Source organism: Nitrospirota bacterium (assembly GCA_016235245.1).
Taxonomy (GTDB): Bacteria; Nitrospirota; Thermodesulfovibrionia; order Thermodesulfovibrionales; family UBA6898; genus UBA6898.
Genome location: JACRLO010000008.1, coordinates 48,109 through 74,529, shown reverse-complemented (window position 1 = coordinate 74,529; position 26,421 = coordinate 48,109). Strand labels below are relative to the sequence as shown.

Sequence of the window (26,421 nt, the reverse complement as noted above, 5' to 3'; positions counted from 1 at the left end):
GCCTTCATCCGCAGACTTTCGCTGCCGCAGGTAGTTCGGAGTGTTGGCGCATCAACCTACACACCGACGTGCGGAACAGCAACCGGCATATGTTCAAGGAGCATGGGTGGCTATACGCCGGGCGGTGTCTATTAATAACTGATAGTTAGATTTGATTGAAAAAAAGGCCCCGCTTATAAGGTGGGGCCTTTTTTTCGTGAATAAAAGCCTGTTTAATTTATTGCGGAGGGTTAAAGCAGTGAATAGTTCTCTATATATTCTGACCATATGTTTATCAATAGTATTGTTGCTTCCGGGCTGTAAAAGGGAGCAACCAAAGTCCGGGTCTGTTGCAGTTCCTGAAGCTCGGTCTGTTGCAGTTCCTGAAGCTCAGTCTGTTGCTGTTCCCGTGAATAATAAGGTCAGTGCGACAACGACCCTTCTTGCAACTATTGCTGCAAATGAAGAAACAGGATCTGCTGAAGACCCTTTAGCGCGTCATGCCACTTCTGAGGCGGAGAAGAAGACCGCTGAAATGCTGATAGAAATGAATCAGTACGGAAAGGGAGTGGCTTACATTTCGCAGCATGGTAATTTAGTCGGTGTTGTTCACAATGGTAAGCGGGGTAAGCTGTATAAGGAACTGGAACCGAGCAGCCTCACACTAAGCCCGGATGGGCAAAGGGTGGCATACAGTGCAAAGGTCGAGGATAAATGGTTTGTCGTAGTTGATGGAAAAGAACATGGACCTTTTGATGATAAAGGTCCGCCGGTCTTTAGCCCTGACAGCAGGCATATCGCCTATGAGGGACAAATCGGGAGCACATGGCACATGTTTATCGATGACAAGAAAGGTCCGGGAGTGCCTGTTTCCTTTCAGGATAAGGCGACCTTCAGTGGTGATTCCAGTCGGCTGCTTGCTGTCGAAAATGTAGCTGGAGGCATTGCATTGAATGTAACCGATCTGTCATTCAACCGGCTTGGTGCCAGAAAAGTTCGAGGTGTGCCGGTTGCGGTAAATCCCGAGAAGACGAGAATTGCTGCTGTCGATATCATAAATAATAAACAAAGAGTGATCGAATTCAGTTTTAGCCGTCCTGATATCGTGAAGGAGGGGCCTTTGTACGATGGCGTTGACAACCTTGCCTTCAATAATGATGGCACGGCACTCACCTACATGGCAGGAAAAGGCACGGATTTTTATATCGTATTGAACGGAAAGGAAGAACTCCTGCCGAAAGGGCAATTTGCCCCATTGCTGCCTGTTATTCGGCCTGATAAGAAGGGTGTTGGACTCTTTATCCACGGCAGAGATGGTGCTTATCTGCACCAGGCCTTTTATAATGACGGGACCGCAAAAAACCTGTATAAGGAAGGGGCTGATCTGACGTATAGCAAAGATGGTAGCAGGCATGCATATGTTGCGATAAAAAATGAGAGATTTCTTATTGTGGTCAATGGAAAAGAGGGGCCTGTTTTCGATCGGGTGACTTTGCCAAAGTTTAGCCCGGATGGGAAATATCTTGTCTATCGGGCCCGCCAGAAAAATAAACGCTTTGTTGTCGTGGCGGATGCAGATGGAACGATACTCAGGCAGCATCCAGGGTACGAGCGGGTATTTGAGACGGTCTTTACTCCTGATGGCAAATCCGTAGGTTATGGCGTCAAGGACGGGCGGAAGCTTATCTGGAAGGCGGAGAAGTTAGGGGAATAGCCCATATCCTCCTGTTGCAAGAGCTGTGCTGAAGATACAGATTATATTCAGAAAACTCGAGAGGTATCTGGCCTTTGCCATTGCGCTGATCACCCTGGCAGTATTCAGCCCGGTGCTGTGGCATGACTTTGTTAATCTCGACGATCCGATTATTGTAACCGGAAATCCTTACATTCAGGCAGGAGTTACACTTGAGGCAATCCGCCTGGCCTTTGCCTCGGCTTACGAATCCAATTGGATACCGTTGACCTGGATGTCGCACATGCTGGATGTTCAGATGTTCGGCATGAATCCTGCCGGCCATCATTTTGTCAGTTTATTGCTTCATACTGCCAGCAGTGTTCTGCTTTTTCTGTTTCTCAAAAGGGCAACGAAAGCGCCCCTGAAAAGTGCTGCGGTTGCATTTCTCTTTGCGTTGCATCCTTTGCATGTTGAATCGGTTGCCTGGGCGTCGGAGCGGAAGGATGTACTCAGCACATTCTTCTTGATGCTGACGATTTATTTCTATGTGCTCGATAGCGAAAAGCGGAGCATGGTGAGATATCTGGCAGTTGTCAGTTCATTTATAATGGGGTTATTATCAAAACCGATGGTGGTTACCCTGCCTGTCGTAATGCTGCTTCTCGATTGGTGGCCTCTCGGACGCCTGTCATCAGATACGGAGGGAAGCCCCCCTTTACTCAAAAGCAGATTTGCACGGCTGTGTGTCGAGAAGATCCCCCTTCTTGTTCTGTCTATAGGGTCTGCCATTATCACCTACTCAGTTCAAAAGGCCGCAGGTGAGATTGTGACAGACTACTCATTGATTGAGAGAGCCGCCAGGGCCTGTATTTCATATGTTGAGTACAGTTACAGGATGATCTGGCCGAGAGGTCTTTCCGTCTTTTATCCCTTTGTGGAGGCGGCACCTTCCTTTGTGCAGGTTTGCTCGTCAGTGGTCCTTCTTGGGGCGATAACGTTTTGGGTTTTGCGGCTGAGGAAATCAAGCCCTTATCTGATTACAGGATGGCTCTGGTACATGGTCACCCTGTTGCCGGCGATCGGCCTGGTTCAAATTGGTCAGCATTCAATTGCAGATCGTTATACCTATATCCCCCTGACCGGCCTGTTTGTCATTATCGCCTGGGGGTTTCCGCAGCTTGTCGAACGCTGGCAGACGAGGCAGAAGATAATTGCCACCGTTTCTGCTGTCGGATTTGTGGTTATGGTAACGCTTACCTCTCTGCAGCTGAGATACTGGAAGAACAGCTACACATTGCTGACTCATGCCATAGAGGTGACTGAGAATAACTATCTGGCCCTGAATAATCTTGGACTTACCAATCTTTATGACAAAAAGGCAGATGACGCCATCCGGCTATTTAAAGAATCACTCAAAGCCCGGCCATCTTATGTGATAGCTCTTCTGAATCTGGCTGCAGCCTACTCCGAAAAAAACGAGATGGGGCAGGCTATTGATGCCTGTATACAGGCGCTTCGATTTGAGCCGCAAAACGAGAGGACGCACCTTTCTCTTGGGATTATATATCTGAAGGCCGGCCAACGGGAACGGGCCATGGGAGAATACCGTTATCTCGAGGCAGCAGGATCGTCTTCTGCACTCTACCTGCTCAATGAGATTAACGCGGCGATGATACGCAGGATCGAGCATTACTAAAATATGTGGCTGAAGATGAAGGCTTATGGAAGTAAGGTGAACATCTGGCTGCCTGCGGCGATCGTGCTGATAACCCTGGCAGTATTCAGTCCGGTGCTGCGGCATGACTTTGTGAATCTGGACGATCCTGTCATAGTTTATGCAAATCCCCATATTCAGTCCGGCGTAACTTTTGAGGCAATCCGCTGGGCATTTACCTCGGGCTATGAGTCTAACTGGATTCCGTTGAGCTGGATTTCGCATATGATGGATATCCAGTTGTTTGGTCTGGAGCCTGCCTGGCATCATCTTGTTAATGTGCTGCTGCATGTTGCCAGCAGTGTATTGCTTTTTCTTTTTCTGAAAAGGGCAACGGGGACTCCTTTGAGAAGTGCCGTGGTTGCCGTTTTATTTGCTCTTCATCCGCTGCATGTCGAGTCCGTCGCCTGGGTGGCGGAACGCAAGGATGTTCTCAGTGCGTTTTTCTGGATGCTGACCGTATATGCCTATATTTACTATACCGAGAAGCCGGTGCTTAGCAGATATCTGAGCGTCCTCGGTCTGTTCTTACTCGGACTGTTGTCCAAGCCGATGGTCGTTACGCTGCCTGTCGTATTGCTGCTGCTCGACTGGTGGCCGCTGGGACGCTTCGTTTCAGCGGCCACCGGGGACAGCGGCTTGCTTAGCACCAGTCCCGCGAGATTGTTTGCAGAAAAGGTGCCCTTCTTTGTTTTGTCCGCAGGATCGAGCACAATAACGTATCTGGTCCAGCAATCGGCAGGAGAGATTGTGACCGGTCTGACATTTCTGGAGAAGGCTTCCCGGGCCTGCATATCCTACGTCGAATACATATACAAAATGATCTGGCCGGTCAAATTAGCTGTCTTTTACCCTTTTGTGGAGTCACCCCCTTCCAATGCAATGGTTCTATTTTCAGTGTTTGCGCTTGTGCTGGTTACCGGAGTTGCCTTCTGGAAACGGAGGCGCTATCCCTTTTTGATTACGGGATGGCTGTGGTACGTTGTAGCGCTGTTGCCGGTAATCGGGCTGGTCCACATCGGCCAGCATTCCATTGCGGACCGTTATTCTTATATTCCGCTTATCGGCCTGTTCGTATTCATTGTCTGGGGAAGCGCGAGTTTCATGCGGAAGTGGCCGGTAGATGATGTGGTCTGGGGTATTGTTTTGGCCGCTGCACTTGCGGTAATGATAGCCCTTACCTCGACGCAACTCAGATACTGGAAAAATACTGTCACTCTTCTGACCCATGCCATAGAGGTGACCGAAAACAACTGGCTGGCTTTGAACAATCTTGGACTGGCTTATTTTAATACAGGAAGGGTCGATGAGGCACTCTGGCTTTTTAGCGAAGCAGTCAAGGCAAAGCCGTCCTATGTTCGGGCCCTCCTGAACCTTGGCGCTGCTTACTCGATGAAGAACGATTTTGCAGCTGCCAAATATGCGTTTATCAGGGTTCTCCAATTTGAGCCGGAAAACGAGAAGGCTCATCTTTCTCTGGGGCTCACTTATCTGCAGCTGGGAGAAAGAAATCATGCTATGGCTGAATACCAGGCCTTGCGGTCGACCGGCTCGTTGTTCGCACCTCATTTGCTGAAGGAAATAAACGCTGGCGGGCTCGTTGTCCTCGAACATTAATTGACTGTCTCAGGCATCAGAGGGCGGAAGACCTGGACAGGGGGTGCGCTTTGCCCCCGGATTTATTAAGAGAAAATATCGTTCCGATTGACGGGCCTGGAGTATTTCCTTAAAATTATACTTTGCCGGCCATGACAAGACGGGAAGTTCTTTCGCTGATTACAGCAGGCTTGTTCCTGCGAAGGAGATGCATTTGAGAAACTATCCATCATTTGACAGATATTTTGAACCGGGCAGATTCGGGGCATTTACCTTATGATGCGCAGAATATATGGGTTACTGTCCTCTGTAAAACTTGCAATGGGATTGCTGATCGCAATTCTTATAAGCTGTGTTGTCGGCGTCACCATTTTCCGCGGGGAGCGGGCATGGGAACTTATCTTTAACTCTCTCTGGTTTAATGGGCTGCTTGTTCTGCTGGTGTTGAACGTCGCGTTCTGTTTTTTCGGCAGAATATGGGGCCGTAAAGTGACTCTCATCTCTCTTGGGATGATTCTTTTTCATCTCAGTTTTGTGACAATATTGGTGGGCATAGTTTATAACAGCTTCTTCTACTTCCGCGGAACTATCAGACTTACTGAAAGTGAAACCCTTCCTAATGCAGATCCCATGAGCTATGATGTCATTAATCATGGCCGCTTTTTCGATCTTTCCCGATTAAAGGGCAACACGACTCTTATTAAAATGCACAGGGGCTATAAAGTTGACGGAACGGACAAGAGGGCAGGTTATGAGATTGAGGTTGGCGAGGGCATATTTAAGAAGCAGGACATTATATATGTAACACACCATCTTGAATACAGGGGTTTCAAGTATTTTAACGACAAGGAAGGATATTCGCTCCTGATCATTCTCTACGACAAATTGGGGCGAGAGCTCTATGGTGGCCATGTGCCCCTGCAAAGTTTCAAGCAGAAGGATGAAACGTATCTCTACTCGACTGGCACAAAGGAGGAGGGACCTGGAGGACTTGCGTACCCCCAGGATCCAGTGAAACCACTGTTCGGCCTCCAGGCGACTTACGAGCCATCAAAATTTACAGAGAGAGCCGGAGATACGATATTTACCGTCTGGCCATTGGTAGTTCCTGACGAGCATAAGGCCGAGACGTTGCCTGACCATGGCGCAGGTCAAAAGCCGGACGCGCCAGATCCCCACGCCAATATGAAGAAGGAAGATATGGCAGCTGCGCATTCTGACGGAAAAAAGACGGGCACCGTGGCGACTGAAAAGCCTCTTGCGGAAGGCAAGGTACCGATCGGGAAAAAGATTCGTGTCGGAGATTACTATCTTGAAGCCAGGGAGGTCAGATATTGGGTTGCCATGAGTGTTCGCTATGACCCTGGTCAGCCTATCGTGCTTGCCAGTTTGTGGATTGGACTGGGAGGTATGGTCATAACGTTCATTGGCAGGATAAGAAGGAGCAGAATATAGCTCTCGTTAATAGTTTGTCAGCCGCAAGGAATCGGTGAAAAGCTGCACCCGGCAAGGTGCGGTGCAATTGTCTTAACGAGTAAATATGTGGTTAAATAATGAATCAAAGAAAGTTCTTTGCCTGAGGTGATTATATGAAACCTGAACTCGTATGTTTTTGGACAGCTGTCGGCTTGTATGGTATAAGCACCTTCAGCTATCTCTTTGGTATTATTGCAAAATATGAGAAGCTCTTTATGGTAGGCCTGTTCAGCGCCCTTGCGGGTTTTATTCCGCATACTGCTGCGATAGCCCTGCGCTGGAAGGCCGGCGGCATTGAGCCTTTTATTACCATCTCCGAGTCAATCACCTTCGGCATCTTCACCACCATGCTGATTTTTCTGGTCTTTCAGTTCACCATAAAAAAAGTGCGGCCCCTGGGCGTGCTGGTGATGCCGGTTGCCTTTGTCCTGTTAGGGTGGGCCGGAACGCTAATGAAGGATGTCGCAACACAGCTTGCGCCGGCGCTGCAGAGCTGGTGGCTTTGGGTCCATATCATCGGTGCAACAACGGGCTTCGGTTCCGTTCTGATGGCCGCAGGGCTTGGTCTCTTCTACATTCTGAAAGAAAAGAAATCCGGCGGCATATACGACAAACTGCCTGACCTGCAGGCGCTCGATAACCTCAGTTACCGGTTCGTTGCCGGAGGGTTTATCATGTATGGGCTCATGATCATATCCGGTGCGTACTGGTCCAATACGGTAAAAGGAAGCTACTGGGCCTGGGACCCTGTCGAGGTCTGGTCCCTCATTTCATGGCTTATTTACGGCATATATCTGCATCTGCGCATAACCTTTGGCTGGCGGGGCAGAAAGCTGGCATTGTATTCTTTGGTCGCAGTCGTTGTGATGATTGTCAGTTATTGGGGCGTGCCTTTCTCAATGGAGACTTTTCATTCCGGTTTTCGCATCGAACACTAATGCGGATAGCTATCAGCAATTAGCTGTTTATGAAACTTGCAATTATTTTCCCGCCCTTGCCGTTTGGCTGGACGCCGGTGGCTCCGCCGAGCCTCGAGTATCTTGCTGCGCTTACCCGCCGTGCAGATCCTGACATCGAAATCGAATTGATCAGCGCCAGCGCTGACCCCGAAGCAATCGAAAGAGTGGAATGTGATCTTGCCGCGATTAGCATCCTGACTCCCACCGCTGTAGGGGGATACCAAATAGCGGCAAAGCTGCGGACCAAGGGAATCAAGGTTGTCTTCGGCAATATGCATGCCTCTGCCATGCCTGAAGAGGCTAAGTCTCACGGGGATGCGGTAGTCATCGGCGAAGCAGAATCGGTATGGCCTGAGGTGCTGCGTGATTTTCGGGCAGGCCAATTGAAGCCCTTTTACCGCGGTGAACAGATCTCACTTGATGATCTGCCGACGCCGCTTTACGGGCTCTTGCAGGGCAAGCGCAAACATCAGTTCCGGATTGTGAACACCTCGCGGGGATGCCCGTACAACTGTGCGTTCTGCTCGGTAAAGCCGTTTTGGGGTGCGAAGGTCCGTTTCCGTCCCATAGACCATGTGGTGCGCGATGTGGCTGCAATTCCGGAGAAGATGTATATCAATGGCGACGAGAATATCTGGTGGGTCGGCCAGGCGCAAAGGGCCATAGACCTGTTCACTGCGCTGAAAGGCAGCAACAAGAAATGGATGGGCTTCGGCAGTCTTAGACCTGTTCTATCCCCAGAGGGATCACGCATGCTGAATGCTGCCCGCGAGAGCGGTATGCGTACTGTCTGGGTTGGCTGGGATGCCATGTCTGATGAAAGCCTGAAAGCATATGGCGCTGATGGAAAGATCGGCGTAGACCGGGAAAGGGCAGTGCGCACGATCAGGGATCACGGGATCGATGTGTCGCTTTTCTATATGCTCGGCAGTCGGGACGACTCCCTGGATGACTTTAAACGCTCGGTGGAGCTTGCGGACCGTTTGGGCGTGAGCATGCATCCGTCGCTGGTAGTGCCCTACCCGGGGACGAGGCTTCGCGAGCAGTATGAGCCGTATCTGTACAAGGACATGGGCTGGGAGTACTACTCCGGAGCCTATGCGCTCTTTGAACACCCTGATCCGGCTATGACGCCTGAGGTAAGGGAAGAGCTGTTTTATGAGACTTCGCTTGAAGTGCTGCGGCTGGGGAGGGTGTTGAAACATATGTTCAATATCCCGCTGACCGGTTTTCCTGAAGCACATGTACTGTCGCTCATGAACCAGATCCCGGTCCGGCAGGGATATAAGATAGCCTATGAAAAATGGAAGAAAGAGAAGAAGATAGTGGCTGAAAAAAGGTGCAAATCGTAATCAATCGACTTTACCGGCCGGACTTTCCTGCCGACGGTCGGGTTAATTAGCGCATATATTAAGGAACATGCGGTCAATAGTGCTCCTGAAAAAAGATCCTGCCAGGAAACATGACGTTTATCTGATAATTGCCATGGCGTTGCTCACTCTGGCGGTTTTCATTCCGGTGCTCAAAGGCCTCAATGATAGCAGGTAATAATAGCATGCAGCAGGAAAATGCCAGTTTAATAAATCTGACTGAGAAACGACGAAACCTGATGCTGGGTTTTCTGGTTTCAGCCGTCGCTTTTTTTGTTTATGCAAATTCAATGGGAAACGGATTTGTATTAGATGACAACCAGGTTATTCTTCAAAATCCGGTACTACAGGGCGCGCCGCTTTCACTCTTGAGCGCGATAGATACCACCAGCGAAACACAGTTGTTGCCTTTCTATCGTCCCTTTACCTATCTTACTTTTCTTTTTGAAGAGCGGGTACATGGCTTTAACCCCATTCTGATGCATCTTCTTAATATACTGCTTCACGCCGCCAACACGTTTCTGGTATATCGTTTGGCCATTTCTTTCTTCAAGGACAGCGATGCGGCACTATTGGTCTCGCTTCTCTTTGCTGTTCACCCGCTCCATACCGAAGGAGTGAACTTTCTTTCCGGCGGCCGTAATACGATGCTCGCCTGTTTTTGTGTGCTTACGGCATATTTGCTGCATCACAGGAGTATCTCGTTGGCGAAGCTCTCGCCGGCCCTAGCCGGGGCGGCCTTCTATCTTGCAGGCCTTTTTTCAAAAGAGATCGGCCTGATGGTTCCGCCCCTTATCCTGGTGTTGGAAATTGCGACTCTGCGTAATTCTTCCTGTGCAAGACTCGGGGCTGTCTGGAGGCTGCTTCCATATGTCACTGCCACAACCTGCTATTTCGTTATGCGATGGATGACGCTCTCGAACCTCGGTATCCAGACAGGTTTCCTTCCGGGGTTTGGTACACAGAAGTTAGAGGATCTATATGTTGTGCCGAGCCTTATTGAACGACTGATCAATAATTTATATATCATTCCGGCATACCTATTAACTACTATTTGGCCGGTTTCACTGAGTTCGCGTTACGACATCCCGGCTGACTTACACCTGCTTGCCTTGCCTCTCACTGCTGCATGGATCATTATTATTGCAGCTATCGCATGGCTTTTCACTAGGGGGCGCAGCAGGGCCTCACTTTTCGGATTTTTCTGGCTGGTCCTGTTCTGGCTGCCGGTGAGCGGTATCATCTACTTTTCCAATATCCAGATGGCTGACCGCTTTCTTTATATACCTGCAATCGGTCTATGGATTATCGTTGCGGATCAGGTCAGTCATATACTCCCTGCAGGTTCATCAGCGCGCAGATACGGCAGGGTTGCTGCCCTGCTTATCTTGGTGGCATTGGCTGCACTCACAGCCAGCCGCAATGCAGACTGGAAAAACAATATATCCCTTTATGCACGCATGGTAGAGCAATACCCGGTCAATGCCTATGGGCACGCCGGTCTGGGAAGTGCCTATTTTGATGAAAGCGGAAACGATAATCGTTATCTTGTTTCGGCAGAGCGAGAATTGGAGAAAGCACTTGCCTTATCTCCGGCGCCTGCAATGTTTCCGGCGGCGCACAACCAGTTGGGGCACATAAAACAGAACCGCGGCGATTATGAGGGGGCCTTGCATCATTACAATGAAGCATTGGCGATCTTTCCTTACGATAAGGAAACGCGTATCAATCGTGGCATAGTATATGAAAAACTCGGGAGGCAGAAAGAGGCGTTGGCAGACTACCTTTTTTTTCTGTCCATTCCCGGAGCCAATAACGTCCCTGGCTCACAGGCGTATGCAGAGGAGCGGGTGCGTGAGCTTGAGCGCAGATAATAGATCATGAGACAGGAGCAAACTCTGCACAGTGATTGAAAAAATGAGCATGTATCGAAAATGCTTTCTGATCTGAAAAAGCGGGATTGCTGTTTATTGGAGATTCCTTCGTGTGGGGGTATGACGTGGAGGCCGCCGATCGGTTTACAGAAAAACTGCGACCCTGCCTGCCGGACTGGAACATATACAATCTGGGTGTCAGCGGCTACAGCACAGATCAGGAACTACTACTGCTTATGGACCAGTTTGATCATTATCGTCCACGCGTTGTGGTGCTTATCTTCTGCTCATACAATGATTTTGTCGAGAATTCATTGAATAGCATCGGTCAGGGCGAATACTATAAACCTTATTTCGACAGGAACAAGAGCATGACCCTGAAGGGTGTCCCTGTTCCAACCTCGTTGTCCTATTTTGGAAGAAACCATCCCTGGCTGGTGAACAGTTATGTGGTCCGGCTTATCGTGAATGCGTTTGCCCCGCCTCTTATTGCGGTTGACAATCCGACACCTGAAATTATTCATGGATTAAAGACCGTTATCGAGCAGAGAGGAGCCTTGCTGGTTGTCGGTCTCGTTGAGCCGCATATTGACGTGGAGAATATCCTAAGGGCTGAGGGGATAGCGTATGTGCAGCTTTATGGGGCCGAGACCTTTCCGGCGAACGGCTGGCACTGGACGCCTGCCGGACATACGAAGGTCAGCGCCATTATGTATGATTTTCTGAGGAGACAGGCCCTGATAAATACAGGTAAGGAGAAAGGACCGTTCCGGGATATCTGGATACAACCTGCAGCTGGAGATGCCGGCAGCGCTGTCGGATCGGCTCTTGCTGTCTGGCATCAGTATCTTGATCAGCCGCGACAGTGCACAGGGACGGATTCGATGCAGGGCTCTTATTTAGGCCCGTCGTTTTCCTGTTCGGAGATAAGGATATATCTTGATTCCATCGGGGCCTCATACCAGGAAATGACTGAGAATGAACTCTATGAGAAAATCGCACAGCTGTTGGCAGAGGAGCAGGTAATCGGCTGGTTTCAGGGCCGGATGGAGTTCGGGCCGCGTGCATTGGGCGGACGTTCCATCCTGGGTGATGCCAGAAGCCCGGCTATGCAATCGGTGATGAACCTGAAGATCAAGTACCGTGAGTCCTTCAGGCCGTTTGCGCCTTCTGTGCTGGAAGAAGATGCGGCAGTTTATTTCGAACTTGACCGGGCGAGCCCTTACATGCTGCTGGTGGGTGAAGTGATACCCGTACAGCGTATTTCTCTGGAGGGTGCACAGGAGCGGTTGTCCGGTATTGATAAACTGAAGGTGGTCCGCTCGACAATCCCAGCAGTTACACATGTGGACTATACTGCGCGGATCCAGACCGTAAGCGAGGCCTCAAATCCCCGCTATTACCGCCTGCTGCAGGCGTTCAAGGCTCTCACCGGTTGCAGCCTGCTGGTGAACACCTCGTTCAATGTTCGCGGAGAGCCGCTGGTATGCAGTCCGGAAGACGCATACCGTTGTTTCATGCGCACGGAAATGGATTATCTGGTTATGGAAAATATTTTGTTCGACAAGCGTTCACAGCCGGTTTGGCAGGAAAATAAGAACTGGCAGCTTGATTTTGTCCTGGATTGAACATGGGGACTGACATACCTGAATTGGATTCAAGCTGCAGTGGAAATTCATGCCCTTTACCCGGAGCTATCGCAAGCCCGGCATGGCAAAAAAATCTGATACCATGGAGAAACCTTACTGATGTTTGAACTGCTTAAAGACCTGTGGAGCTTTATGCGAGAACGCAAAAAGTTCTGGCTCCTGCCGATCATCATTGTTCTGCTGCTGCTCAGCGTTCTGATCGTCCTGACCCAGGGCAGCGCTGTTGCACCTTTTATTTATACGCTTTTTTGAAAGGATATGACCTTCCCTAACCCGGTCTGGATGATAAGTGGAATCCTGGGGGTACAAGCACAGGGAGGTCAGAAACGGACATGAGATGGGAGAGCATTCAGCTGCATACACCCCTCTGAATTTCCTCCCTGACAGGCTCGTGTGAAATCAGCCGCGGCATCGGCGGACCGCCCGGCCTTTTTATAGACAAGCCCCCGTTTGAGATAGGCAGCATAATAGGTCGGCTTGAATGTAATTGCCCGGGAAATATACTCTATCGCCTTTTCCTGATCGCCGGTATCAGAGTAGATTGTGCCCAGGAGAAAGTTGGTTTCTTCCGGTGTGCAATGGTTGGTTGCTGACGGCTGAAGATTGAAAGCAAGCACTCTTAAAACATCAGCTTCTGCCCTGCCGTAATCCCCCAGACGCACATAGAGAATTGCCCGATTGAGATACGCATCCATAAAATCGGGCTTAAACAGGATCGCCCTGCCGAAACTGTCAATTGCTTTTGAGGTGTTCCCCTTTTTCCCCCACGCATTTCCCAGGTTATAGTGAGCTTCGGCAAAATCAGGTTTGTCACGAATTGCAATTTCCAGATGATTTATGGCTTCATCAATTTTCATTTCGTCCAAAAGAGCGATACCTAGAAATTTCTGTGCAACAAAATAATCGCCAGCGACCGTAACTGCCTGACCAAATAGTTCTTTCGTGTTTTTCCAGTATCCGAGGCGATTCCAGGTTCCCACAGTTATCAAAACGAGGACAATACCCGCTATAACGCCCATGAAAGAAGATCGTTTCTGCCACTGCCCGGCAATATCAGCGGCTCCCCAGGTAATCATGATAAACAGTCCCGTATAGGGAATATAGGTGTAACGGTCGGCCATTGCCTGATCGCCGACCTGGATAATTCCTATAACCGGAAGCAGGGTTATGAGGAAGAAGAGCCAACCGACAGGTAGATAGGGGATTTTCTTCCGGAATCTGATGACAATAGAAGATATGAGAAACAATAAGGCAATGGCAAAAAGCAGTTCACTGCTGTTGATATGCTTTTTCAGTGGATATATGATTGATAGTTCGGCAGGCCATAACATCTTTTCAATATACTTCATATAAGTGACGAGAGCATTGGAGCAGCGTAGCAGGAGTGGCACTGTTCCCAAAGAAACAAGTCCTTCCCCTCGTTGCTGCACGATGAAGGTCACAGCACTTGCGGAAGCTGAAATAAGCAGCAACGGCAATTTTTCCAGAATCAATCCTGATACGGAAGCAGGTTGAGAGCTGATCCGATATACTTTATGTTCCTGTTCGGCACGGCAACGATAGTGCATACCGGGAATTCTGCAGAGAGGCCAATAATCAAAGAGCAACAGCACTAGTGGCAGGGTCACCGGCATCGGCTTTGCCATCAGGCTGCAGGCAAAATAAATGCAAACAAAAAGATATCGCCATACTCTTGGTTGTTCGACATACTTTACGTAGGCCCAGACAGTAAGCAGCCAGAAAAAAGTACTCAGCACATCCTTGCGCTCAGCTATCCATGCCACGGATTCCACATGCATGGGATGCAGGGCAAACAGACTTGCCACAAACAGGCTCTTCCAGAACTCGCCTGTCATCCTGATCAATATCAATAAAAGCAGCGAAGTGTTGAGAATATGCAACCCCAGATTCATGAGATGATGCTTGCCTGGCGAGAGTCCAAATAACTGTACATCCAGCATATGTGAAATCCAGGTTAGTGGATACCAGCTTGAAAAATAGGTTGTGGTAAAGGCCCAGCTAATATTTTCAATGGTCAGCCCTGAAAGGACATGACTGTTTTCGTATACCACGACAGGGTCGTCATAACTGATAAAATCATGTCCGGAAACCTGCCAGTAGACCAGCGACGTTACTAAAAGCAAAGCGGAAGCCATGAGATATTTTTTTTTCATGCACATCTTTTTTATCTTATCACAGGTTGGTTACGGATGATGAAGTGCATCAGGCAGGGGGAGGTCCAATAACTCCTGGGAGTGCCTATGTTACTCCTGAATTTGCTGTAAGTACATTGACGATTTGCATATTTCGCTGGTATTCTGTCTGCATGGGAAAAGTAAATTCTGTCCCAATGGGCCATGGAGTTGCATATCTGCTGACTCTTTTGATCACCCGACCATGACGAAGGCCATAGAGACCTTCACCCGCGCAGCGAAGGAGGACCAATCCATCGCGGATGATTGCCGGGCAAGGATTGTTTTGTTTCGCGATATCCATTCGATCGTGAGTGCCTACCGGGCACTTCTTCGTGCCGAGAAACTGGGGCTTATTGAAAAGACGTATACTCCCGGGGAAGTGCAGCGAATCTATTTGGAATACCGCGAAATGATCCACGACGTGAAGACACCGGGCCTGACCTGGGAGGACTTCACGAAGAAGGTCCCCGCGGTCCCATTTCAGCAGAGTGACTAAGAAGCTATCCCGAAATGCATTGGACTTCCGTTCTGAGCTGACAGATGAAAGAGCCCCTGTTTACGATCAGTAATTATGCCAGGGGCCGTTTGATATGGGTAATGCGATGACAGATTTGAGCAGATCTTCCAGTAAAGCAGCTATTTCCCGGATTGAACGAGGCCTATTCGTTGCATTGCTGTTTGCTTCGGCATTCCTGCATGTTTCGGTATTCACTCATTCCGGTGGGCTCTGGCGTGATGAAATCAATACGCTGAACATCAGCACGTTCCCGTCGTTTACCGAAATCTGGGACAAAATGCAGTTTGAGTCATTCCCTATGCTTTGGCTGCTTACCCTTCGTTCATGGGTTGCCCTCGGTTTCGGAGCATCCGACCTTTCCCTTCGAGCGCTCGGGTTGATCGTAGGTCTCGGTACATTGGGTGCAATATGGTCTGCAACTCGCAGTCTGGCAATGCGTCTGCCACTTTTGTCCTTGGTATTCTTCTCCATTTGTCCGACTGCATTTTTTGCAGATTCACTGCGAGCTTACGGATTAGGTGTGATTCTGATCCTGCTGACATTGGGTACGGTATGGCGAACCATACAGGAGCCGACAATGCGTCGAATGGCAGTAAGCCTTCTATTTGCCGTTCTGAGCGTTCAATGCCAGTACAATAATGCATTCTTATTACTGGCGCTTTGCATGGGAGCGGTCACCGTCGGCATTATGCGCCGGGATACGAAACTCATTATCTTCCCTCTTGGTATTGGTGTACTGTCGGCTGCTTCCCTTCTGCCTTATGTTTATCCTATCGCAAAAGCAGGTGATTGGAACGTCATCTATAAAAACCCGATTACGCTCTCATGGATTATCGACAAGTTCAGGCAGGCCGCTGATCCTGCCGGCGGATTCCTTACATGGGTCTGGTTACTGTCCCTCCTCCTCGCCCTGATTGTATTTGTCCGGATAGTGGTCTCATCTTCCGGAAATCAGTCGAGGGACCGCATTAATATTGTTGTGTATCTCCTTGTTACGTTGGTAGTTGGGATCATTTCCTATATCGCCTTCGTCAAGATATTGGCTATTTCTACCCAGGGGTGGAACTATCTGCCGCTCATGGCCATGATGGCAGTAATCCTGGATAAAGCTGTTGACCTCGTCTGTGAAAATGCCTTGGGCAGAACGCTTCGATCTGTTTGCATTGCGGGGATTGCAGTTTCCATCGCATTGACTTCATGGGATGCCGCACATGTGCGCAGAACCAATATGGATGCCCTCGCTTCAAAACTTCAGTCGATCTCGGCAACAGACGATTTAGTCGTCATATATCCCTTTTATCTTGGCATTTCGTTTGCCCGTTATTACAAAGGTTCAAGCACGTGGATCACCATTCCGGAAATTGAAGATCACAGTGTGCATCGCTATGATCTATTTAAGGATCGAATGGTGCAAAGTGAGCCGTTAAAACCTGCTATTGAGAAAATGTTCATGACATTAAAAAACGGCAACCGTGTCTGGTTAGTTGGCGAACTGGATTTTCTGCGGCCCGGGGAAGTTCCCGGAGATATTCCTCCTGCGCCATATTCGCCATATGGCTGGAGCGAAGGCGCCTATCAGCTCCATTGGTCGCAGCAGGCTGCTTTTGCACTCCAGTCTCATTGGCAGACCGTGGAGCAGATTCCGTTGCCGGATCTGGGGCAGGTAAATGGATTTGAGAATATTTCTTTAATTATGATTCAGGGGTGGCGCCCCTGAATGAACGATTTCGAGCATGATAACTGGCTGCTGAAGTTATGCAGTATGATAATGAATGGATGTCTTTCCTGAATAGACTAGATGTCAGAATTGGAGTGAGCAATTAGACCACCTGATAAAAAAGTGTCAGAGATGCACCGATGGCCCGCAATTGCAGTTTTAATTTCAGTGGTCGTCCTGATTGCTTTTGTCCGCATCCGGCTATTGGATGTGCCGCTTGAGCGGGACGAAGGAGAGTTCGCATATATTGCGCAGCTTATGCTCGATGGCGTCCCTCCATACCAGGAAGCATACACAATGAAGTTTCCCGGCACGGCGCTGATGTATGCGATATTTATGACGATTTTCGGCCGGACGTCGGTAGGCATTCACCTGGGGCTGTTCATTGTGAATGTTCTTTGCATGATCCTTGTTTATCAATTGGGGCGGAGGATGGGGGATCGTGAAACGGCATTGTTCGCATCAGGCTTTTATGGCATACTTACCCTCAGCCAGTCTGTTGACGGAGTTTTTGCTCATGCAACACATTTTGTCGTACTGTTCGTGTTAGCCGGGTTGGCAGCGTTGTTGAAATCGTTTGAGACGGACGGCAAATATTGGCTTTTTGTGAGCGGTTTTTGTTTCGGGGTTGCTATTTTAATGAAACAGCACGCTGCTTTATTTGTCCTCTTTGGCGCTGTTTTATTGGCAGATGAGTTTCGTCGCATTCACGGCGTATCAGTGCTGAACAAGGCAAGGGCACTCCTGCTCTTTATAGTTACTGCGGCGTTTCCTGTTGCGCTGCTTGCAGTTGCAATGTGGTATGTCGGTTTATTCAATAAGTTCTATTTCTGGACAGTGCAGTATGCATTCCAATATGCGGTACAAATCCCTCTTGAGGCAGGCGCCCGATTATTCGCCAACAGCGCTACCGGGATAGTCGGCAAACAACCATTGATATGGCTTTTGGCTGCGATCGGGTTCTTCTCGCTGCTCGCGAAGCGACGAAGCGGACGAAACAATCTGTTTATATTTGGTTTTGCGGTATGCTCCTTTCTTGCGATCACCCCGGGACTTGTGTTCCGCGAACACTATTTCATCCTCGTTCTTCCCGTTATTGCGTTGTTTGCCGCAGAGGGGCTGTCGTCGGCGCGTTACGTCAAGTTTGTGCTGCGCTGGATGCCAGGTATCGTGCTGGCACTTGCAGTCAGCTTTGGAATGTATGTCGAGCGGGACTACTTCTTCACGTTTTCCCCTGATGAAGTCAGCAGGGCTTTATATATGAGAAACCCGTTCCCCGAGGCCCGGGTGGTGGCTGACATGATAGCTCAGCGCACTTCGGAGAAGGACCGGATTCTTGTTTTGGGGTCTGAACCGGAAATCTATTTTTATGCAAAGCGTCGTGCAGCTACAGGCCACATTTATATGTACGGCTTAATGGAAAATCAGCCGTTTGCAGTGGATATGCAGGATGAAATGATCAGCCAAATCGAGCAGACGCGACCTGCTTATATTGTCTATGCTAATGTTTCAAGCTCTTGGGGTGTGACTGTTTTTTCAAACATCAAAGTCCTGCTCTGGGCAAACAATTACCTTAATCGGTCATACGAGATCGTTGGTTATATGGAAATGCTTGACCCCAACAGACCTATATTTATCTATGGAGATGTCTTGAATCGATACGGCGAGCTTTCCGGTCCATTTCTTGCCGTTTACAAACGGATATCTTGATAATGATAACGTTGAAGTACAAACGAGAATAATGACAGTTATTAATGATTTAATACATGACGAAAATAAACGCAGCACGGTATACTCCCTGCTGCTGGTGTTTGCGATTTTTGCTGTATATGCCAACTCCCTTGGAAACGGTCTGGTGTGGGACGATAAAGTTGTTATTGTCAGGCCCCCGATTTTGCAGGATGAACCTCTTTCTCTTTTTGCCAGAATCGATTCCGGCCGTGATGTGGAGTTAACGCCCTATTACCGTCCGATGACTCAACTCAGTTTTCTTCTTGAAGACCGGGTGCATGGGCTGAATCCGTTGCTGATGCACCTCTTTAATATCATGCTGCATGCTGCCAATGCATTTCTTGTCTATCGTCTTGCACGTTCTCTTATCAGGGACGAGCATGCTTCATTTCTGGCCGGACTCCTCTTTGCGGTGCACCCCATAAGCACGGAAGCGGTGGACTTTCTTGCTGGTGGCCGCAACACCCTGCTCGCCTGCTTTTTCTCTCTGACTGCTTATCTCTTACATCGCAGAAGCATTTTCAGTGATACTATCTCCCTTGCAGCCGCCGGTGCGGTCTTCTTTCTTGCCGGGCTTTTTTCGAAGGAAACCGGACTGATGATCCTGCCGTTTATAGCGCTGCAAGAAATATCATTTCTCCGGGGCTTCTCAGGCATGACATATCGCGCGGTCGTCAGATTGGTCCCTTATGTTTTCTGTATGGCGATGTATATGGTATTGCGGGGGAGATCCCTTGCTGCCGCAGGCGTCCAGTTGGACATTCTGAACGGTCTCGGGGCGCGCCTTCTTGATAATCTGTACATCATTCCCAGGTATCTCCTGACAATAATCTGGCCGGTATCGCTCAGCCCGAAGTATGTTATTCCTGATGATATTCACCTTCTGGCCCTGCCGCTCATTGCTGCGTGGCTGGGTATAGCCGGAGTAATTGGATGGCAATTAACACGTGGCCGAAGGCGCGCCACTCTATTTGGACTGTCGTGGCTCGTCGTATTCTGGCTGCCGGTGAGCGGTATATTCCCGATCCCCAGTGCTCCGATGGCTGACCGGTATTTTTATGTTTCAGCAATCGGACTTTGGATCATCGTTGCTGATCAATTAGCCCGGCTTTTCAGCTCTGTACCAGAGGCGCGGCGGTATGGCATAGCTGCTGCCGCTCTCGTGCTCCTGGTGTTAACCGCGATGACGGTTGCGAGAAACCAGGACTGGAAGAACGATATTTCACTATTCTCGCGCTATGTTGCGCAGAACCCTGATCAGGCCTTTGGCCATCATAATCTTGGCTGCGCTTATCTTGACGATGAGGGAGATCTCGATGCAGCCGAAAGAGAGTTTAAAATGGCTCTCGCCCTTGATCCCAACTTCCCCCGGCTTCGGACCCAGATGGGCTACATCCAGCTGTTGCGGGGAGATTTTGCTGGTGCCGTCCGTCATTATAATGAAGCAATTGAACAGAATCCTTTTGATGCAGAAGCCTATTTGAACAGGGCTACGGCATTGGATAAACTTGGGAAATATGAAGATGCAGCAGCTGATTACAGACGTTATTTGGCCATACCCGGAAATGAACTGGCGGGAGCACGCACTATGGTTCGAGAAAAAGTGAAAGGACTTTCGAGTCAGTTCAGAGTGCGCAAAAACAAATAACGGCTGATTGCGGACTCAAGGGTACATTGAATTTATAAGCAGAGGATGCAATCTGCTGTTGTCCGGAAAAATTAAATGCTGTATCTACTGTCGCTGATGCTGCAGCCGAGAACGTGAGGTACGGACCTCACCAAGGTCACTGCTCAAAATTCCCACAAAGACATCATAGTCCCCGCCATGCTCCTGTTGAGCTCCCTGCGTTGTCTCGGGGAAGTCTGTTGAAAGCGTGTACCCAGCCACATAGATACCGGATCCGGATACGCCCAGAGCTTTTGTTTCCTCGTAGCTGTTGCCCCCAATATAGGTGGCCTGGATGAGTTTCCTTAAGTCGGATTTCAAAAGTGCCACAAAGCCGTCGTGGTCTCCGCCATGAGTATGTTGAGCGCCATGAGCTATCCCGGGGAAGTCTGATGAAAGGGTGTACCCTGCAACATAGACGTTGGAGCCTGATATTGCCACGGCTTTGGCTTCCTCATAATTGCTCCCTCCAATATAGGTGGCCCGGATCAGTTTCTTTAAATCGGAATTCAGGAGTGCCACAAAGCCGTCATTGTTCCCGCCATACGTTTGTTGGGCTCCATGCTTTGTTCCTGGGAAGTTGGTTGAATGAGTATATCCTGCGACATAGACATTTGAGCCGGATACTGCTATGGCAGTGGCGACATCATCTGAGCTCCCTCCGAGATAGGTAGTCTGATTAAGGGTTTTCAGGTCAGAGTTTAGACTTGCAACAAAACCATCGAAGAACCCGCCATGGGTTTGTTGAGCGCCGCGCGCTGTTTTTTGAAGGATTGGTGAAGTGGTGTGTCCTGTTATATAGACCGTGGAATGGTATACTGTCATGGCATTGATAAAGTCACGCCCGCTTCCTCCGATATACGTGGCTTGAATAAGGATCCTTAAGTCAGAATTCAAGCGTACTACAAAGCCGTCGTAGTCTCCGCCATGAATTTGTTGGGCGCCGTGCTCTGTGCCCGCAAAGTTTGTTGACAGGGTGTACCCCGCTATATAGACATTAGAGCCGGATACCGCTGTGACATTGGCAAATTCATCAGAACTTCCACCGAAGTAAGTAGCCCCTGCAAGGGTAGTAAGGTCATGGCTCAGAAGCGCTGCAAAACCATCGAATTCTCCACTAAGAGTCTGTTGAGCTCCCTGTTCTGTGCCAGCGAAGTCTGTCGATTGTGTGCCGCCTGCCACATAGACACCGGATCTTGACAGCGCGATCGAATTCGCATAGTCAGTAGAGCTTCCTCCTATGTATGCAACCTGAACAAGGGTCTTTAGATCAGGACTCAGGAGTGCAACAAATGCATCGGTATTGCCACTGTGGTTTACCTGTTGGTCTGCATAATCTATACCCGGGAAGTTTGCTGAATTGGTATATCCCGCCACATAGATGCCGGAATCCGTTACTGACATCGAAGTGGCAATATCACTTACGTTTCCCCCGAGATAGGTAGCCTGGAGCAGGGGGTCAATCACAAGTACCCGGGATTTGTCATATTCTCCAATGGTAAAGCCATAGCTGCCATTATCTACGGCATAGGCAACATCTACTGTTTCTATCCTGTTTTCGCTGACCTGGTAGGCAACAGGTTTCATGAAGGTTATCGTTCCCAGTCCGGTCTCCGCTTCAAGGTCACCCCTGTTGTTTTTCTTTAACGATCTCGCTCCGGAAACTTTTAGCCTGATTTCAGAAGGCTCGGCCCCAGGCTTGATATAAAAGAGTTTTTCTACATTCTTGCCGTATGCCCTCAGTTTACAGTCTATCCCTTTATAGACATTCCCAATAGTCACAAGGCCATAGGTGGGGATGTTGCCCTTCCATTTTTCCCTGTTCTTCCCCGTGAAATAACTTACCTTTGCTATTGCCTCTTCTTCTCCGTTCACCGACTTAATAACGGCATCGATAAATTCCTCTTTCAGCGACCATCTTTCAGTTAATGACTTTTCTTCAACCTTGGGAAAATCGTACACAATCTCACCTTTAACCGTTATATAGGCTGTGCCATAAAAGGTCTTTGCATAGAATTTGACTTGATTGGCTGTCTGGCCTTTATTCACGATAAACGGCACTTGAATAGTGTTTAGTTTCTTTCCCAATTCATTGGATACTGCTGCGTGGGAATTAGTATCAGCGCATAGCATGAGGTAGAACACGGAAAGACAGAACAAATGCGAGAACCTTTTCATGTGCTTTCTCCTAACCTGATTATATCACGCGTTACATGACAAGTCAGTAACTATCGGAGGACAATCGGAGGGCGAAATGGCTGGGTAGCAAATCTGCTATAATCACTTGAGTAGTTGCACTGTGTCATATATTTATTGCTGTGCATTATAATATCTATTAAGACGTTTGTAATTATGTCATTTACTGGAAAGTTTATTGCCTGGCGCCTATGGGGGAAGACCAGATCAAGAATTTTATTGAGTTGCCTTATATGACCCGTCTATTGAACGAGAGAAAAAAAGATCAGTTATTAGGTTTGATCATTGTACTCGCCGCTTTTATTGCTTACGTTAACTCTCTTGGCAATGGTTTTGTCTGGGACGATTCAAATGTTATTGTTACTAATCCTGCGCTGAGGGGCTCTGCCCTGTCCCTTTTCAGCAGTATTGATACTTCCCGTGACTATGAACTGCTGCCCTATTATCGCCCGCTGACGATACTGACGTTCCTGATCGAGGAGCGGGTGCATGGTTTGGTCCCGTTTCCGATGCATCTCGTCAATGTTCTGTTCCATTCTGTAAACGCTTTTCTCGTTTATTGTCTTGCCAGATCTCTCATGAATGACAAATTCGCCGCACTTTTGGCCGGACTCCTCTTTGCTGTTCATCCGTTAAACACTGAAACAGTTGACTTTATTTCCGGTGGCAGAAACACCATGCTGGCGTGTTTTTTCATCCTGACTGCATATCTGCTTCATCGCCGGAGTATTCTCCGAAGTAGTTATTTATGGGCTTTTTCGGGTGCGCTTTCCCTCCTGGCTGGGCTTTTTTCCAAGGAAGCCGCGCTTGTTTCCCTGCTCTTTATCATTGCGCTGGAGCTCCAGTCTCTGCGGGAAAATGTATCCGCCTTGAGATCACAGGCCGCCTTGAGACTGCTTCCCTATGTCGCTGCTGCAACGTGCTACCTGATCATGCGCTGGCATATCCTCTCTGACCTTGGCATCCAGACAGGTATTATTCCCGGGTTCGGCGCGCAAAAGCTGCAGGGTTTTTACAAAATACCGGATCTGTGGTCACGGCTTGCGGACAATGTCTATATTATCCCCCGGTATCTTCTGACCGTGTTTTGGCCGGTAGCGCTTAACCCAAGATATATCATTCCCGAAAGTCTTCAATCGGTAGTCCTGCCCCTTGGAGTTGCGTGGACAGTTATAATCGCTACTCTTGGCTGGTTGCTCACACGGGGACGCAGCAGGGTTACGCTCTTTGGCTTGTGTTGGCTTATCGCATTCTATCTTCCGGTGAGCGGTATTGCCATATTTCCGAGCGCACCTATGGCGGACCGGTATATGTATTTGCCTGCTATTGGCCTTTGGATGGTTGTTGCTGATCAAAGCGTGCGTTGTCTTGTCCGGCTCTCTCCCGCTCTCCGGCGCAGAATGATTGCCGCAGCAATGATAGTAACACTATCTTTTATGGGTCTGACGGTCAGACGCAACATGGACTGGGAAAACGACATTGCTCTTTTTTCCCGCGTCGTCAATCAGTATCCTGACAATGCTTATGGACATGCCGGTCTCGGGGAAGCGTATTTTATCAGGGACAGACTGAGCGGAGATTTTGCTCTCGCCGGGCAGGAATTTGAAAGAACTCTGGCTCTTAGTCCCAAACTCCCCGGTGTTCACACAAAGATGGGGTATATCCAGCTGGCCGGAGGGAACTCGGAAGGTGCCCTCTATTATTATACGCTTGCACTGGGTATATACCCGTTAGATAAGGAGGCGCTGCTCAATCGCGCGATAGCATTTGAAAATTTGGGAAGGCAGAAAGAAGCGTTGACGGATTTTAAACGCTTTCTCTCTCTAAAGGGATATGAACTTGCTGATGCTCGGCCATATGCGGAGGCACGTGTACTCGAACTTTCAAAATGACACGCATTCAGTTTCACATAAACGATTTTTGGATTGCTGAGAGAAATCTGTTATCTTACCTGACCATCTCAACGCATGGAATTGCTCCGGATGAAGCTGAGTGTAAACTTGCTGCACCAATGCAGCGGAAGGGTAAGGTTAGTCCTGATGGCAGACGTGGAATCTAAGAAATGCCTCCTCTGCGGGAGTGTCAATCTTCAGAGGCTGTTTCCGGTCGAAAAATTTAATCTCCTGCAATGCCGCGTCTGCGAGTTGCAGTTCCTCGATCCCCTGCCTGACAAGAAGAGCCTGGACTTACTTTACGAGAATTATTATTCCAACTGGGGCATCGACCGTTTGGCTGAAGAAGTGTCTTTCATGAAGAAAAGGACTTTTCGGAACTACCTCGGTCGTCTGCCCCTGCAGACTGTCCGCGGTGCTTTTCTGGATGTCGGATGTGCCACTGGTGAGATGTTGGCACTGGCACGGGAGATGGGATACGACGTATATGGCGTGGAGGTGTCCCCTCAAGGTATTCAGTTATGCAGGCAGTTGTATGGCGAGAACAAAATCATGGGAAAGAGTCTCGATCACGGCGATTTTCCTGCTGATTTTTTTGATGTCATAACCCTTTCCGATGTCCTTGAGCACATGCCGGATCCTCCCGGGTTTATCGATATGATCGAAAAAATGCTAAAGCCGCTTGGTCTGCTGATGATCGTCACTCCTGATACCTTGTCCTGGACGAATCGGATAATGGGTCGCTATTGGCCGCATTACAAGGTCGAACACCTTTGTTATTTCAACAGGTATAATCTTTCAAAAATGTGTTTATCACGATTTAGGCCTCTTGTTGTCGATCGTGCCTATAAAACTCTGACTCTCAACTATATTTCGAGCATCATTCATGGCTATCACCGGAATAGGGCAGTGCGAGCTGTTGTGCGGCTTATACAGTGTTTGCCCAAGAGCTGGAGATCGCATCCTTTCAATCTAAACATCGGCGAAATGTTCATGCTTTTAGAAAGGCGTCCCTGAATCTTTTTCAGTTTCTCACGCTCTTGCCACTGAACCTTGCCTCTCTCTCAGCGCAGCGGTATAATAATAAACAGTGACGATTTTCTATGCTTCTACATATTGTGGCTGAAGGGTTATCGGAGCGGATGCAAAGACTCCTGGCCCCATAGCGTATGTATACTGCGTTATTGAGTATCGCATTAAATACTCTGCGATATAAGCTTTTTGGTACGAGGACTCCCGTTGTCCTCTCGCTGAGTGTTACAAGCCGGTGCAATTTGCGGTGTGTCTACTGTTATTCTGATGAAGATAATAGACATGCAGCGGATGTACCTGTGGCGGAGCTGTTCCGGATTATTGATGAGTTTTACGCTCTTGGTACCCGGATATTTATGCTCCAGGGTGGCGAACCGCTTTTACACCCTGATATAGACAGAATTATCGCCTATGTTAAGAATAAGGGGGCATACTGTTCCATAACGACGAACGGCGTGTATTTGCGGAAGCATCTTGAAGCGCTCAAGCAGGTCGATCAGGTCCAATTGAGCATTGACGGCAACTCTGAGATTACCGAGGCGAACCGTGGCAGCGGGGTCTATGCGGCGCTGATAGAGGCGATGAAACTCTGCGACTTGCACCGAATCCCATTTCATCTTCATACCGTATTGACAAGACCGTCGACCGTCGAAAACACGCTTGATCCCCTGACGGATCTTGCCAATACCTATAAGACCTATCTGAACTTCTGTATCCCCGCTACTACCGGAGCTGCCCGGGACAAGAACCTCGCGACGAATCAGCAGGTGCATGCACTGTACCAGATTATGCTTGAGCGAAAGAAACGGGGGATGCCGACGAACAATTCCGAGCAGGGGCTGCGTGACATTATTTCATGGACTGCAACGCATGCCTATGACAGCTATATCCGATCGGACGACAAGGCTCAGAAAAAGTGCTATCCCAGGTGTGTCATGGGCAATCTGGTCTGCTGGCTGGACTCCGCCGGCATGCTGCACCCCTGCGCGATACAGTTCGGTCGTAAAGATTTTTCCTATTCTATCCGGGAACATGGGGTCAGAGGGGCATGGGAACGGCTGAAACATCTTCCCTGCCATTATTGTGCCGGCTCGACTGAATTCAATAACCTTTTTCGGTTTCAACCCAGAGCAGTCATAAATAGTTTGAAATATCTCGTCAGGAGAAGATGAAACGGTGCGAG

Annotated in this window: 18 protein-coding genes; 16 read left to right on the top strand and 2 right to left on the bottom strand. The window is 48.9% G+C overall.

Annotated elements, in window-relative coordinates; translation table 11 throughout:
* The first annotated feature begins 388 nt into the window (after positions 1–388).
* The 9 genes from HZB31_04290 (at position 389) to HZB31_04250 (ending at position 12,544) form a co-directional block, all read left to right on the top strand.
* Entirely contained in the window at positions 389–1,693 is a 1,305-nt protein-coding gene (locus tag HZB31_04290; protein ID MBI5847158.1) for a PD40 domain-containing protein, read from the top strand.
* Positions 1,694–1,718: 25 nt separating this feature from the next.
* Positions 1,719–3,350, top strand: a complete 1,632-nt coding sequence (locus tag HZB31_04285) for a tetratricopeptide repeat protein (protein ID MBI5847157.1) — start codon at positions 1,719–1,721, stop codon at positions 3,348–3,350.
* Positions 3,351–3,353: 3 nt separating this feature from the next.
* The gene (locus HZB31_04280) at positions 3,354–4,985 is read left to right on the top strand and encodes a tetratricopeptide repeat protein (GenBank protein MBI5847156.1); all 1,632 of its coding nucleotides are present in this window, start codon (positions 3,354–3,356) and stop codon (positions 4,983–4,985) included.
* 255 nt (positions 4,986–5,240) lie between these two features.
* Positions 5,241–6,419 carry a hypothetical protein gene (locus tag HZB31_04275; protein MBI5847155.1) on the top strand — a complete coding sequence of 393 codons (1,179 nt, stop codon included), beginning with the start codon at positions 5,241–5,243 and terminating at the stop codon, positions 6,417–6,419.
* Positions 6,420–6,553: 134 nt separating this feature from the next.
* Positions 6,554–7,378, top strand: coding sequence for a cytochrome c biogenesis protein CcsA (ccsA, locus tag HZB31_04270; GenBank protein MBI5847154.1), 825 nt, complete (start codon positions 6,554–6,556; stop codon positions 7,376–7,378).
* 29 nt (positions 7,379–7,407) lie between these two features.
* The gene (locus HZB31_04265; GenBank protein ID MBI5847153.1) at positions 7,408–8,751 is read left to right on the top strand and encodes a B12-binding domain-containing radical SAM protein; all 1,344 of its coding nucleotides are present in this window, start codon (positions 7,408–7,410) and stop codon (positions 8,749–8,751) included.
* A gap of 308 nt (positions 8,752–9,059) precedes the next feature.
* A complete protein-coding gene (locus HZB31_04260; GenBank protein ID MBI5847152.1) occupies positions 9,060–10,643 on the top strand; it encodes a tetratricopeptide repeat protein in 1,584 nt (527 codons plus the stop codon).
* A gap of 236 nt (positions 10,644–10,879) precedes the next feature.
* Positions 10,880–12,271: a hypothetical protein gene (locus HZB31_04255; GenBank protein MBI5847151.1), complete on the top strand. Its 1,392-nt coding sequence runs from the start codon at positions 10,880–10,882 to the stop codon at positions 12,269–12,271.
* A 120-nt stretch (positions 12,272–12,391) separates the two neighbouring features.
* On the top strand, positions 12,392–12,544 hold the full coding sequence (locus HZB31_04250; GenBank protein MBI5847150.1) for a hypothetical protein: 153 nt from the start codon (positions 12,392–12,394) through the stop codon (positions 12,542–12,544).
* A 68-nt stretch (positions 12,545–12,612) separates the two neighbouring features.
* On the opposite strand, the gene HZB31_04245 is transcribed toward HZB31_04250, so the two are convergent.
* Positions 12,613–14,466 (bottom strand): tetratricopeptide repeat protein, encoded by a 1,854-nt coding sequence (locus HZB31_04245; GenBank protein MBI5847149.1) that lies wholly within the window; start codon positions 14,464–14,466, stop codon positions 12,613–12,615.
* Between the two features lie 223 nt (positions 14,467–14,689).
* On the opposite strand from HZB31_04245, the gene HZB31_04240 reads away from it, so the two are divergent.
* From HZB31_04240 to HZB31_04225, 4 genes are all read left to right on the top strand, one after another.
* Complete coding sequence (locus HZB31_04240; GenBank protein ID MBI5847148.1) at positions 14,690–14,983, top strand: hypothetical protein; 294 nt, start codon at positions 14,690–14,692, stop codon at positions 14,981–14,983.
* A 94-nt stretch (positions 14,984–15,077) separates the two neighbouring features.
* Complete coding sequence (locus HZB31_04235) at positions 15,078–16,721, top strand: hypothetical protein (GenBank protein ID MBI5847147.1); 1,644 nt, start codon at positions 15,078–15,080, stop codon at positions 16,719–16,721.
* A 297-nt stretch (positions 16,722–17,018) separates the two neighbouring features.
* The gene (locus tag HZB31_04230) at positions 17,019–18,431 is read left to right on the top strand and encodes a glycosyltransferase family 39 protein (protein ID MBI5847146.1); all 1,413 of its coding nucleotides are present in this window, start codon (positions 17,019–17,021) and stop codon (positions 18,429–18,431) included.
* A gap of 31 nt (positions 18,432–18,462) precedes the next feature.
* Positions 18,463–20,100, top strand: a complete 1,638-nt coding sequence (locus HZB31_04225; GenBank protein MBI5847145.1) for a tetratricopeptide repeat protein — start codon at positions 18,463–18,465, stop codon at positions 20,098–20,100.
* Between the two features lie 84 nt (positions 20,101–20,184).
* Here HZB31_04225 and HZB31_04220 read toward each other — a convergent pair whose 3' ends face one another.
* Positions 20,185–22,296, bottom strand: coding sequence for a hypothetical protein (locus HZB31_04220; GenBank protein MBI5847144.1), 2,112 nt, complete (start codon positions 22,294–22,296; stop codon positions 20,185–20,187).
* Positions 22,297–22,547: 251 nt separating this feature from the next.
* Between HZB31_04220 and HZB31_04215 the strand changes: the two genes are divergently transcribed.
* From HZB31_04215 to HZB31_04205, 3 genes are all read left to right on the top strand, one after another.
* Positions 22,548–24,206, top strand: a complete 1,659-nt coding sequence (locus HZB31_04215) for a glycosyltransferase family 39 protein (GenBank protein ID MBI5847143.1) — start codon at positions 22,548–22,550, stop codon at positions 24,204–24,206.
* 156 nt (positions 24,207–24,362) lie between these two features.
* Entirely contained in the window at positions 24,363–25,223 is an 861-nt protein-coding gene (locus HZB31_04210) for a class I SAM-dependent methyltransferase (protein MBI5847142.1), read from the top strand.
* A 257-nt stretch (positions 25,224–25,480) separates the two neighbouring features.
* Positions 25,481–26,410, top strand: coding sequence for a radical SAM protein (locus HZB31_04205; protein MBI5847141.1), 930 nt, complete (start codon positions 25,481–25,483; stop codon positions 26,408–26,410).
* The last annotated feature ends 11 nt before the right edge of the window (positions 26,411–26,421 follow it).

Excerpts from the sequence above, each read along its gene's own strand:
- HZB31_04280 (MBI5847156.1), top strand. The coding sequence starts at position 3,354 with ATGTGGCTGAAGATGAAGGCTTATGGAAGTAAGGTGAACATCTGGCTG.
- HZB31_04275 (MBI5847155.1), top strand. The coding sequence starts at position 5,241 with ATGATGCGCAGAATATATGGGTTACTGTCCTCTGTAAAACTTGCAATG.
- ccsA (MBI5847154.1), top strand. The coding sequence starts at position 6,554 with ATGAAACCTGAACTCGTATGTTTTTGGACAGCTGTCGGCTTGTATGGT.
- HZB31_04265 (MBI5847153.1), top strand. The coding sequence starts at position 7,408 with ATGAAACTTGCAATTATTTTCCCGCCCTTGCCGTTTGGCTGGACGCCG.
- HZB31_04260 (MBI5847152.1), top strand. The coding sequence starts at position 9,060 with ATGGGAAACGGATTTGTATTAGATGACAACCAGGTTATTCTTCAAAAT.
- HZB31_04255 (MBI5847151.1), top strand. The coding sequence starts at position 10,880 with ATGGACCAGTTTGATCATTATCGTCCACGCGTTGTGGTGCTTATCTTC.
- HZB31_04250 (MBI5847150.1), top strand. The coding sequence starts at position 12,392 with ATGTTTGAACTGCTTAAAGACCTGTGGAGCTTTATGCGAGAACGCAAA.
- HZB31_04245 (MBI5847149.1), bottom strand. The coding sequence starts at position 14,466 with ATGAAAAAAAAATATCTCATGGCTTCCGCTTTGCTTTTAGTAACGTCG.
- HZB31_04240 (MBI5847148.1), top strand. The coding sequence starts at position 14,690 with ATGACGAAGGCCATAGAGACCTTCACCCGCGCAGCGAAGGAGGACCAA.
- HZB31_04235 (MBI5847147.1), top strand. The coding sequence starts at position 15,078 with ATGGGTAATGCGATGACAGATTTGAGCAGATCTTCCAGTAAAGCAGCT.
- HZB31_04230 (MBI5847146.1), top strand. The coding sequence starts at position 17,019 with ATGAAGTTTCCCGGCACGGCGCTGATGTATGCGATATTTATGACGATT.
- HZB31_04225 (MBI5847145.1), top strand. The coding sequence starts at position 18,463 with ATGACAGTTATTAATGATTTAATACATGACGAAAATAAACGCAGCACG.
- HZB31_04220 (MBI5847144.1), bottom strand. The coding sequence starts at position 22,296 with ATGAAAAGGTTCTCGCATTTGTTCTGTCTTTCCGTGTTCTACCTCATG.
- HZB31_04215 (MBI5847143.1), top strand. The coding sequence starts at position 22,548 with ATGACCCGTCTATTGAACGAGAGAAAAAAAGATCAGTTATTAGGTTTG.